Genomic DNA, 11,209 nt, shown 5'->3' with positions numbered 1-11,209 from the left:
GGACGGCGGGGTGGAATGCCCGCATGGACACACGGCACGACCCGGCACAGGGCACCCCGCAGGACCCGGCTCCGGACGCACCACCGCCCCACCGGGCGGTCCTCGACGAGGTCGCCCCCCGGCTCCGGCGGCTGCGCGACCGGCGCGGTCTCACCCTGGCCGCGCTCTCCGAGGCGACCGGCATCTCCAAGAGCACCCTGTCCCGGCTGGAGTCCGGCCAGCGCCGCCCCAGCCTGGAGCTGCTGCTGCCGCTCGCCGCCGCCTACCGCGTGCCCCTGGACGACCTGGTCGGCGCCCCCGAGGTGGGCGATCCCCGGGTACGGCTGACCCCCCGCTCCCTGCCGAACGGCGGCACCTCCGTGGCCCTGACCCGCGGCCCGGGCCCCCTCCAGGCGTACAAGATGATCATCCCGGACCGGGGCAGCGAGCCGGATCTGCGCACGCACGAGGGCTACGAGTGGCTGTACGTCCTGGACGGCCGGCTGCGGCTCGTCCTCGCCGAGCACGACCTGGTCCTCGGCCCCGGCGAGGCCGCCGAGTGGGACACCCGGCTCCCCCACTGGTTCGGCAGCGCGGACGGCCGCCCGGTCGAGATCCTCAGCCTCTTCGGCCGGCAGGGCGAGCGCATGCACGTCCGCGCCAAGCCCCTCGCCTGACGGCGGATCAGACCCGGGCGGCGGCCCCGCCCTGCGGCCGGCCGGGCCAACCGGTGGGCCCCGGCGCGTTGACGTGCGTCCGGCGGTGAAACCCGATCGGGTGTGTGGCGTTAGAAGGGCGGGACCCGCCGCGCCCCGCCGGGCGCGGCGCCCCGCGATGTCGACCGTACGAGGAGCGCGATGACAGTCCCGGAGCCGGCCGGCCGCGGCCGCATGAAGCTGGCAGCCCGATGCCGGGTGGCCACGGAGGCGCCCGCCTTCGGGTTGGTGGTCTTCTGCGTGATCCTGCTCAACGCGGGGCTGATGGGGGTGGAGACGTACAGCGGCCTGGCGGAGGAGTACCGGCAGGTGCTGCAGGCGGCGGAGAACTGCTGCCTCGTGGTGTTCTCCCTGGAGATGCTGCTGCGCATGGGCGCGTACGCCGACCGGCCGAAAGCATTCTTCCGGGACCCCTGGAACCTCTTCGACCTGGCGATCGTGGCCTCCGCCTTCGTCCCCTTCGTCCGCGAGAACACCACCGTGCTGCGGCTGCTGCGCCTCGCCCGCGTCCTGCGCACCGCGCGCTTCCTCCCGCACCTGCGGATCCTGCTGATCGCCGTCGGCCGCAGCCTGCCGGGCACCGCCAGCTTCCTCTTCGTCGGCGCGCTGGTGCTGTACGTGTACGCGATGGTCGGCTGGGTCTGCTTCGCGGACTCCGACCCCCAGCACTACGGCTCCGTCGGCCGGGCCATGCTGACCCTGTTCCTGCTCACCACGCTCGACGGGCTGACCGATGCCGTCCGCGCGGGCCTGCAGATCTCCCGGCTGAGCATCATCTACTACGCCTCCTACGCGCTGCTCGCCTCCTTCGTACTGGTGAACGTCCTCATCGGGGTCGTCCTCAACTCGCTCGACGAGGCGCGCGAGATCGAGGCGGAAGCGGGCCGGGTGCCGGCGCCGTCCGCGGGCCCCGACGCGGACGGGACGGACGTCCGGGAGCGGATCGCCACGGCCCGCCGCGCGCTGGACGAGATCGAGGCGAGCCTGGAGGCCGCAGACCGGCACCCCAGCCACCCGGACCAGCGCCGTCGACTGGAGGCCGCCTCGCGCTCCGGGGCCTGAGCCGGGGGCCGCGCCCGGGCCTGGCCGCGTCAGCGCTTGCGCGCGAGCGTGAGGCCGTCCGCGATCGGCAGCAGCACCGACTCGACGCGGTCGTCCGCGCGGACGTGCGCGTTGAACTCGCGGATGGCCAGGCCGTTGCCCTCGGCGTCGGCGCGGGCCGCCTCGCCCCCGTAGAGGACGTTGTCGGCGAGGAGCAGCCCGCCGGGCCGGACCCGCGGCACCAGCTGGTCCCAGTAGGCCCGGTAGCCGGTCTTGTCCGCGTCCAGGAAGACCAGGTCGATCACCGGCTCGGGCGGCAGCGCCGCCAGGGTCTCCAGCGCGGGGGCGAGCCGCAGGTCGATCCGGTCGGCGACCCCGGCCTCCTTCCAGGCCTCCTGCGCGATGGAGGTCCACTCCTCGGAGATGTCGCAGGTGATGACCTGGCCGCCGGGCACCAGCCCCTCGGCCAGCGCGATCGTGGAGTAGCCGGTGAAGGTGCCGACCTCGACGATCCGCCGGGCGCCGGTCAGCTTGGCCAGCAGGGTGAGGAACACGCCCTGCTCGTGCGGGATCTGCATCTCGGCCGGGCCGCCGAGGGCGCGGGTGCGGGTGATCAGCTGTTCCTGGACGGGGCTCGGCGGTTCGGCCTGCGCGAGCAGGTAGGCGTAGACCTCGGGGGTGAGGGGCACGGTCTTCACGTCGTCCGGGTTCCTGCTCATGTCGTACGTCCCTTCGTGGGATGCGGGATCTTCGGTGGGCCGTTGCGGGCGGGGGGTCGCGGGGGTCACCAGAGGGTCACCGGGAGGGACTCCAGCCAGTTCATGGTCATGCTGGGCTGCCGCCGGATCTCCTCCGCCGCAACGGCCGGGCGCATGCGGGGGAAGCGGTCCAGGAGCCGTTCGTGGACGATCTCCAGCTGGGCGTACGCGATCTTCGAACCCACGCAGCGGTGGGCCCCGTAGCCCATGCCGAGGTGCTGCCGGTCGGCGCGGGTGATGTCGAAGCGGTGCGGGTCGCGGAAGCGGTGCGGGTCCCGGTTGGCGGCCTGGAGGGCGATCAGCAGGAACTCCCCTTCGGGGACGGTGAGTTCACCGAACCGTACAGGTCGGTCGGTGTAGCGGGGGCCGACCGCGCGGAAGGAGCCCTCGTAGCGCAGCGTCTCCTCGATGGCGCCCGGCAGCAGGGAGCGGTCGGCGCGCAGGGCGGCGAGCTGCTCGGGATGGCGCAGCAGGGCGAGGGTGCCGTTGGCGACGGCGTTGGCGGTTTCGGCGCCCGCGATCAGCAACAGGAAGACGGTGGAGGCGAGTTCGCTCCGGTCGAGGGCCGCGTGTCCGTCGCGGTCGGCGGCCAGCGCGCAGATCAGGTCGCCGGTGGGGCGGGCGAGCCGCCGGTCCACGACGGCCTCGGCGTAGTCGGCGATCTCCGCGGAGACCTCGCGGACGGCCCGGGCGCTGCGGTGGACCATCAGGGTCTGGAACCAGGAGCGGAAGTCCCGCTGTTCGTCCTCGCGCAGTCCGAGGAGTTCGGTGACGACGGCGAGCGCGAAGGGGTAGCCGAAGGCGCCGCGCAGGTCGACGGGGCCGGGGCCGGCGGCGGCCAGCGCGTCGAGGTGGAGGTCCGCGAGCCGGGCCAGGCGCGGCCGCAGGGCGTCGGCGCGGGCGGGGCTCAAGGCCTGTTGGGTGCGGTGGCGCAGGCGTTGGTGCTCGGGCGGGTCCGCGTTGATCATGTTGTGGCGGATCCGGACGTCCACCTCGCGGCGCAGTTCCGGTTCCACCTGGTGGCGGTCGCGCAGCTCGGGCCGGCGCCATTCGTCCTTGCGGACGTCGGGGTGGGTCAGGGCGGTACGGGCGTCCTCGTAGCCGGGGATCACCCAGATCCGGTTGCCGCTCGGCCCGAGGACCCGGGTGGCCGGTGCCAGGTCGCGCAGCGCGTCGAAGGAGGGGTGCGGGTCGTGGAAGAACTCCGGGGTGAAGAAGGCGGGCGGGGCCAGGGGGGCGGCGGTCATCGGCGGGCCGGTGCCTTTCTCGGTCGGACGCGTCAGTCGGTCGCGCGGACGGCGGCCGCCGCGCGGGTGCCGCCCCGGCTGCCGGCGGCGACCAGCGCGGCCGTCGGACGGTCGGGGGAGGCGGTGGCGAGGGCGCGGGCCACCTCCGGGAGCGGATCCCGGGTCCCGGTGAGCGGGCGCCGCCCGAGCGACGGGTCCGCGCACGCCTCCAGGGCGGCCAGTACGGAGAGCAGCGCGCCCGCGGCCTGCGTGTACCCGGCGGTGCCGGTGATGTTGGCCAGGCGTCCGGGCAGGGCGGTGAGCGCCCGCGCCTCGGCGGCGTCGGCGGGCGGGTGGCCCCAGGCGGTGCCGTACAGGTGGAGCGGGGTGCCGGTGGCGAGCCCGGAGCGGCGGGCGGCTCCGGCGAGGCAGCGGGCCAGGGCCGCACCGGGGTCGGGATCGGAGTCGAGGGCTCCGGCCGCGGCGTGGCCGAGGACCCGGCCGAGGACCCGGGCCCCGCGCCGGGCCGCCGAGGCGGCCGATTCCAGGACCAGGGCGACCCCGGCGGGGGTGAGCGCCCCGCCGTCGGCGTCCACGTCGTAGGGGCGGCCGGCCTCCTTGGCGAGCAGCCCGTGGTGGGCGAAGCCGGTGCGCAGGGCGGGGGCGGCCTCGTCGGCGGCGATGACGTACACGGTGTCGGCGCGGCCGGCCCGGATCAGCTCGGCGGCCTGGCCGAGCGCGAGGAGCCCGGAGGCGTCACCGGCCGAGACCACGCAGGCCGGGCCGCGGGCGCCGAGGGCGAGGGCGGCGTACCCGGCGGGCACGCCGGCGACGGCGTTCGGGGCGAGCAGCGGGCTCGGCGCGAGGCCCCGGGCGTGGAGCTCGGCCATGGCGGTGTGGGTGGCGACCGGCCCGGAGGCGGTGGCGAGCACGACCCCGATCCGCTCGGACTCGGGCCGGGCCCCGGCGGCCCCGGGGACCCCGGCGGCCACAGCAGCCCCAGCGGCGCCCGCGACCCCCGCGGCCCCTCCGGCTCGGGCGGCCCCGACAGCGCCCCCCGCCTCGGCTCCGAGCAGGGCGTCGGACTCGGCGAGCCGAGCCGCGGCGAGGACGATCCGCCCGAAGGCGTCGAGCCGGGGCAGGTCGGCGGGGTCGATGAGCTCGGCCAACCTCGCCTCGTCGAGGGCGGCTTCGAGGGGCGCGGCCCCGCCGGTGCGCAGGTGGGCGAGGAACCCGGCCCGCCCGATCGCGGCGGGGTGGACCACCCCGGCCCCGGTGACCGGCACCTCCGCGACGACCTCGTCACCATCGCGGCGCACGGGGGCGGCACCGAAGAGGAGCATGGCGTTCGGCGGGGCGGAGCCGAAGACGAGGGCGGCGTTCTGGCCGCCGAAGCCCGCCGAGGTGCTGACGGCGTAGCGGAGCCTCGGCTCCGGGCGGGCCTCGCCCGCCACGATGTCCCATCCGGCGGGCCCCACCGGGGAGTTGAGGGTGGGCGGCAGCGCCCGGTGGCGCAGGCCGAGGAGAGTGACCGCCGCCTCCAGCGTGCCGGAGGCACCCAGGGTGTGCCCGACCTGGGACTTGGTACTGCTGAGGGGCGGCCGCCGGTCCCCGAACACCGCCTCCAGCGCCAGGAGTTCGGCGCTGTCGTTGGCACGGGTGCCGGTGCCGTGGCCGTTGACGTAGCCGACCAGGCCCGGTGCCAGGCCGGCGTCGGCGAGGGCCGCCGTCACGGCCCGGCGCAGGCCCTCGCCCTGCGGGTGCGGGGCGGTGATGTGGTGGGCGTCGCCGGCGAGGGCGTGGCCCAGCAGGTAGCCCAGGGGGTCGGCGCACGGGCGCCCGGCGGCCTCCAGGACGAGGAAGGCCACGCCCTCGCCGAGGCTGGTCCCGGCGCTGCGCCCGTACGGGGAGCAGGGCGCGCGGTCCAGGGCCCGCCAGCTGTCGAAGGCGGCGAGCACGGAGTCGTCGAGGAGGTTGACCCCGCCGACGAGGACGGCGTCCGCGTGCCCGGTCCGGATCAGTTCGGCGGCGTGCCCGAGGGCGCTGGCCGAGGCGACGCAGCCGTTGACGAACACCTCCCGGGGGCCGGTGAGGCCCAGGGCCGCGGCGATGGCGTCGGCGGCGGTGTGCGGGCGGGCCAGGGCGCGGACGCGGTGGCCGGGGAGGTGGTGCGCGAAGTCGGGGGCGCCCCAGTCGGTGGTACCGAGGACGAGGGCGGTCCGCTCGGGGGCGGGGGCGGGCCGGGCGTGGTCCAGCCCGGCGGCGGCCCAGGCGGCGGTGGCGTGGTGCACGGCGAGCCGTACGGCCTCCTCCGGGCCGTCCCCGCGCGCGAGTTGCCCGCAGTGGTGGCGGGGGCCGCGGGCGGTGAGCCCGGGCACGGCGGCGGTGACGGCGGACCACACCGCCTCCGGGGTGTCGCCGAGCCCGCAGGCCAGGTGCACGGCGGTGACGGCGACGGCGGGCCGTCCGGCAGCGGTCATACGGGCTCCTCCGGGGTCGTGGCCAGGGGCTTGCCGAGGGGGCCGCGCGGGATCCGGTCGACCAGGCGGACCTCCCGGGGCGCGGCGCCGATGCCGCGCGCGAGGGACCGTACGCCGTCCGCCGTCAGCGGGCCGCCCCCGGCGACGAGCACGTCGTACGTCTCCCCGCGCAGCGGGTCGGCGGCGCGTACGCAGCTCACGTCGGCTCCGGGGAGCAGGGCGCGCAGCCGCGCGGCGATGCCGTTCAGGTCGTGCCGGACGCCGTTGACCTTGACCAGGTGGGCGCGGCGGCCCAGGCGCAGGAACTGCCGGTCGCCGAGCGGCCGGATCAGGTCGTCCATCTCGTGGTGGGCGGGGTGGCTGCCGTCGGGGAGGGCGGAGAGCCGCGGTCCGGACACGGTGAGCGGGATCTCCCGGCCTTCGCGGGGGCCGGCGAAGGAGACGTCGTCGAGGAGGGTCCACGGGCCGTCCGGGTCCCAGCCGGTCCGGTGGGCGACGGCGCTGGTCTCGGTGGAGCCGAGCACCTCGACCATGGCGGTGCGTCGCCCGTCGCACAACCGCGCGGCTTCCGTGGGCAGTTCGGCGGAGCTGTGCAGGAAAGTGACGTGCTCGAAAGCGGCGAGCCAGCGGGGGTGGCGGGCCAGGATCCGGAAGGTCCAGGGGATGGCGACGACGGCGATGCGGCGGGCCGTGACCGGGGGCGGCGGAGAGTCGAAGGCGGGCCAGAACCAGACGGGCAGCCGGGTCACGGCGGGCAGCAGCAGCGTCGCGGAGGCCCCGTAGGCGTGCCGGGAGGGCGCGAAGCTGACGACGGCCTGCGGCCCGTACGGGCGCAGCAGGCGGGCGAGTTGCTCGCTGTCGGCGCGCAGCCGGTCCCCGGAGAGGGTCCGCCGGACGGGTTCGCCGGTGGAGCCGGAGGTGTGGAAGGCGTAGTCCCGCGCGACGAGCCGCTCCAGCACATCGGCGGCCTCGGCGGCGTCGAGCGCGTCCCACGCCAGGTGCCAGGCCCCGGCCGGGGTCTCGGCCGCTCCCGGCGCCGGGTTCCCGATCCCGGGGCGGTCCCACAACGCGCCGAAGGGGAGCGCCTCGTAGGCCGGTGTCGTGCCGTGGCCCGCCGTCACGGGCGGGAGACCAGCTCGGACAGGCGGGCCGTCGCCGCCTCCAGGCTGGTGACGTCGGAGGTGTCCAGGGAGCCGGTCTCCAGGCCGAAGGCCTGCTCCAGCCGGGTCGCGAACTCCAGCTGCATCAGGCTGTCGTAGGCGGCGGACGGGAACCCGGCGAGGGGGGCGTCGGCCGGCCAGTCGCCCAGCGGGCGGCCGAGGGCCCCTTCCAGGACCTCCCGCACCCGCGCCTCGTGCGCACCCACCGCTTCGGTCATCGCTGCTGCTCCTCGCTGTCGTTGATCTCGTCCAGGATCTCGGCGGCCCGCCGCACGTCCGCGTCCAGCGGCCGGTCCGGGTCCACGGGGGCGATCGCGGCGGCGAGCCGGTCCAGCACGGCCGCGCAGCGCGGGGCGGTCGGCCCGCGCCCGGAGCCCCGTACGGACAGGTGCGCGGCCTGGCGCAGCGCGACGGCCAGCGAGCCGTGCAGCCAGCGCAGCCGCTCCGCCTGGGCGAGGGCGGTGAGGGCGGCCTGCGTGCCGAAGGGGACGACGTCCTGGTTGTGGCCGTTGGTGGGCAGGCTCTGCACGGAGGCGGGGACCGCGTCGCGCCGCATGGCCGCCACCGTGGCGGTCGCGGCGAGCTGGACCCCCTGCACGCCGTGCTGGCGGCCCGGTTCGGCGGCGAGCATGGGCGGGAGTCCGCCGTTGCGGTGGGGGTCGACCAGCAGGTCGAGCTGGCGTTCCGCGAGGTTTCCCAGCTGGGTGGCGGTGATCGAGAGCAGGTCGGCGGCGAAGGCGGCGGGCTGGCCGAAGAAGTTGCCGCCGTGCGCGACCAGGTCGTCCTCGGCGAAGAAGAGCGGGTTGTCGCTGATCCCGGCGAGGTCGTCGCCGATGACCCGGTCGGCGTGCCCGAGCGAGGCCGCGGCGGCGCCCAGCAGTTGGGGGGTGCAGCGGATGGAGTACGGCTCCTGGAGGGGGCGGTCGGCCGCCGGGACGGTGCCCTCCATGAGTGCGCGCAGGCGCGCGGCGGCGCGTACCGCGTCGGGATGCCCGTAGGCGCGGAGCAGTTGGGGGGCGAGGAAGGCGGGGGCGGCCCCGAGCAGATCGGCCAGGCAGGCGCTGAGGGTGAGGGCGGCCTCGTACGAGCGCTGCAGGCGGGCGAGGGCCAGGGCGGCCGCGGCGGCGGTGACGGAGGTGCCGTTGACCAGGGCGAGCGCGTCGCGCCCGTCGAGGTCCAGCGGGGTCAGACCGGCCCGGCGCAGTGCCTCGTCGGCGGGGAGCCGCTCTCCGGCGAGGTAGGCGTGGCCGTCGCCCCGCAGGGCGCGGGCGGCGTAGGCGAGGGGGATGAGGTCGCCGCTGGCGCCGACCGATCCGTAGGTGGGGACGGCGGGGGCGAAGGAGGTGCGCAGGGCGGCGCACAGCGCGTCCACGACCTGGGGCGAGACCCCGGAGCGGCCCTGGCAGAGGGACCACAGCCGGACGGTGAGCGCGGCGCGGACCACGGCGGGCGGGAGGTCCTCGCCCTGCCCGGCGAGCAGGTGGTTGACGGCGTTGTCGCACTGGTCGGCGCTGTCCGCGCGGCCGGGAAAGGCGACGAGGGGCCCGAAGCCGGTGGTGGCGCCGTACACCTGGCGGCCGTCGCCCATCGCCTCGGCGGTGTACGCGTGGCACTCGGCGACCCTCAGCCGCACCTTGTCGTCGAGGGCGAACTCGACGGGCAGGGCGGCACGTTCGAGCGTACCGGGGGTGAGTCGGCCGGCGAGCGGGATCGGGGGCCGGCGGGCGGAGTCGAGGATCATCGCTCAGTCCCTGCGGTCTGGTGGCGGCGGGCGGGGGGCACCCGGCTGATCAACGACGCGGCGCCCGCCGGGAAACGGCACGGTCCCGGCGGGCCGCCTCGCCGCCCGCCATCACCGTCGTGGACACGGGGGCTGTCACGACCGGGGCGTGCCCGCCGGCTCGGATGGCCCCAATCGCCGGCGGGGCCGCTGTGACCATGGACACGCTCCGGGGACGGAACCCGGGCCGCGGCTCCCCCATCGAACGGAGAGTCGGAGGTGTCAGCGGGGCGGGAGTAGTGCCGGATGTACAGCAAGGGGCGCGGGCGGGCCGTACGGGAGCCGGCCACACGCGGGCAGTCCGTGCGGGGGCAGTCGCTGCGCGAGCGGGTGGTGCGGGCCTCCGTGTTCTTCGGCCTCTGCGCGCTGCTCGTCGGGGGCGGCGCGTACGTCTGGGAGCTGTGGGGCGTGGCCGCGCACCGCGCCGACGGGGATCCCGCGCTGGGCACCTACCAGCAGGACCCCGAGCGGGCCGACAAGACGGCGGCGGCCGTCCTGGACGGGATCGTCCGGGAGGACCCGAACCCGCCGATGGACGGCAAGGCCTTCGGCGGCGGCGGGGCCGTGAACTGGAAGTCGGCCGGATGGCAGCCCTCCGACCCCCTGGAGGCCCGGCCCGCGCCCGCCGAGCCCGCGATCGGCGCGCTCTTCTCCCCCGGCGCCGACGGCGACCCCGACCACCACTGCTCGGCCGTGGTGGTCCACTCCCCCGGCGGCGACCTCATCGCCACCGCCGCCCACTGCGTGTACGGCGCGGGCTTCCGCACCAACCTGGCCTTCGCCCCCGGCTACCGCGACGGCGTGGCCCCGTACGGGGTGTGGGTGCCCACCCGTATCGACGTGGACCCGCGCTGGACCGAAGAGCAGGACCCCGACCGCGACATCGCCTTCATCCGGCTGCGCCGCCCCGGCTACCCCGGTCAGCGACTGGAGGACGTCACCGGGGCCCAGACGATCGCCTTCCGGCCCGAACTGCCCTTGCCCGCCCGTGTCGTGGGCTATCCGAACGACGAGGAGCAGCCGCTGGACTGCCTGAACACCGCCCGTGCGGCGGGGCCGACGCAGCTGCGGATCGACTGCGCGGACGTCCCCAACGGCACCAGCGGCGGCCCGGTGCTGACCGACGGCCACACGCTGATCGGCGTGATCGGCGGCCGCGACGGCGGCGGCGACGCCGAGACCTCGTACAGCAGCTACTTCGACGACGGGGTCCGCGCCCTGTACGAGCGCGCCACCAAGTCCCCGAACCGTGCCTAGAACGCGGGGGTCGTGGAGTGGTTTTCTAGAAAGACCCTCTAGTTACGGGTATTGCTAGGCTCTCCGCGACGCAGAAGCGGACAACACCACACGGACACCCACGGGACTGGACCATGTCTCCTAAGCAGCAACGCGGCGAAGCCACCGTCGACCTCCTTCTCACCACCGCGCTCCGGGTGTTCGCCGAGTCCGGCCAGCCGGGTTTCACCGTGAACGCGGTCGTCTCGGCCAGCGGGGTGAGCCTCGGCAGCCTCTACCACCACTTCGGCAGCTTCGACGGCCTCGCCGCCGCCCTGTACATCCGGTGCATGGACATGCTCTGCGACGACATGGTCGCCGCCCTGAACCGGTGCCGCACGGCGCGCACCGGCCTCCGGTCCTGGGTGACGTCCTACCTCCGCTTCACCCAGGACCACCGCGACGTCGCGCTCTTCCTGCACGCCTCGGCCTACTCCGGCTATCTGGTGGCCCACGCCGAGGAGATCGGCGCGGCCAAGGCGGCCAAGTTCGCGTCCATCATGGACTGGCTGCGGGTGCGCGTGGAGCGCGGCGAGATCGCCCCGCTCCCGGCGCCCGTGATCGAGGTCATGGTCATGGGCCCGCTCACCGAGGCCGCCCGCCGCTGGCTGTCCAGCACCTACGAGATCGACCTGGCCGAGGCCGCCCGCCACCTCCCCGACCTCATCTGGCGCTCGCTGCGCCCGGAGCACGAGCAGGGCTGACCGGAGCGGGCTTCTGGGTGGTTGTCCTTACCGTCGTCGTCCATGCCGCCGAGTGTCCCGGGGCCGGGGGCCGCGGGTCACGCCCGCTCC

At 76.0% G+C, this 11,209-nt stretch carries 10 protein-coding genes; 4 read left to right on the top strand and 6 right to left on the bottom strand.

What is annotated here, in order from left to right:
- Nucleotides 1–23 precede the first annotated feature (23 nt).
- Both ACGFYU_RS15575 and ACGFYU_RS15570 read left to right on the top strand, forming a co-directional pair.
- On the top strand, nt 24–656 hold the full coding sequence (locus ACGFYU_RS15575; RefSeq protein ID WP_393827805.1) for a helix-turn-helix domain-containing protein: 633 nt from the start codon (nt 24–26) through the stop codon (nt 654–656).
- A 180-nt stretch (nt 657–836) separates the two neighbouring features.
- Nucleotides 837–1,757 carry an ion transporter gene (locus ACGFYU_RS15570; RefSeq protein ID WP_393827804.1) on the top strand — a complete coding sequence of 307 codons (921 nt, stop codon included), beginning with the start codon at nt 837–839 and terminating at the stop codon, nt 1,755–1,757.
- 29 nt (nt 1,758–1,786) lie between these two features.
- On the opposite strand, the gene ACGFYU_RS15565 is transcribed toward ACGFYU_RS15570, so the two are convergent.
- The 6 genes from ACGFYU_RS15565 to hutH form a co-directional block, all read right to left on the bottom strand.
- Nucleotides 1,787–2,455: an O-methyltransferase gene (locus ACGFYU_RS15565; RefSeq protein ID WP_393827803.1), complete on the bottom strand. Its 669-nt coding sequence runs from the start codon at nt 2,453–2,455 to the stop codon at nt 1,787–1,789.
- A gap of 65 nt (nt 2,456–2,520) precedes the next feature.
- Complete coding sequence (locus ACGFYU_RS15560; protein WP_393827802.1) at nt 2,521–3,741, bottom strand: cytochrome P450; 1,221 nt, start codon at nt 3,739–3,741, stop codon at nt 2,521–2,523.
- 32 nt (nt 3,742–3,773) lie between these two features.
- A complete protein-coding gene (locus ACGFYU_RS15555; RefSeq protein WP_393827801.1) occupies nt 3,774–6,200 on the bottom strand; it encodes a beta-ketoacyl synthase N-terminal-like domain-containing protein in 2,427 nt (808 codons plus the stop codon).
- A complete protein-coding gene (locus tag ACGFYU_RS15550) occupies nt 6,197–7,321 on the bottom strand; it encodes an acyl-CoA synthetase (RefSeq protein ID WP_393827800.1) in 1,125 nt (374 codons plus the stop codon). The genes ACGFYU_RS15555 and ACGFYU_RS15550 overlap by 4 nt, the downstream gene beginning before the upstream one ends.
- Entirely contained in the window at nt 7,318–7,578 is a 261-nt protein-coding gene (locus ACGFYU_RS15545; RefSeq protein WP_393827799.1) for an acyl carrier protein, read from the bottom strand. The genes ACGFYU_RS15550 and ACGFYU_RS15545 overlap by 4 nt, the downstream gene beginning before the upstream one ends.
- A complete protein-coding gene (gene hutH, locus ACGFYU_RS15540) occupies nt 7,575–9,101 on the bottom strand; it encodes a histidine ammonia-lyase (protein WP_393827798.1) in 1,527 nt (508 codons plus the stop codon). Before hutH ends, ACGFYU_RS15545 begins: the two co-directional genes overlap by 4 nt.
- A gap of 285 nt (nt 9,102–9,386) precedes the next feature.
- On the opposite strand from hutH, the gene ACGFYU_RS15535 reads away from it, so the two are divergent.
- Together ACGFYU_RS15535 and ACGFYU_RS15530 are read left to right on the top strand one after the other, a co-directional pair.
- A complete protein-coding gene (locus ACGFYU_RS15535; protein ID WP_393827797.1) occupies nt 9,387–10,397 on the top strand; it encodes a trypsin-like serine peptidase in 1,011 nt (336 codons plus the stop codon).
- A gap of 113 nt (nt 10,398–10,510) precedes the next feature.
- Nucleotides 10,511–11,119, top strand: a complete 609-nt coding sequence (locus tag ACGFYU_RS15530; protein ID WP_393827796.1) for a TetR/AcrR family transcriptional regulator — start codon at nt 10,511–10,513, stop codon at nt 11,117–11,119.
- The last annotated feature ends 90 nt before the right edge of the window (nt 11,120–11,209 follow it).

This window comes from Streptomyces sp. NPDC048337 (assembly GCF_043201175.1).
Classification (GTDB): Bacteria; Actinomycetota; Actinomycetes; order Streptomycetales; family Streptomycetaceae; genus Streptomyces.
The sequence above is the reverse complement of the archived record's forward strand: the minus strand, read 5'-3'. Positions and strand labels throughout refer to the sequence as shown.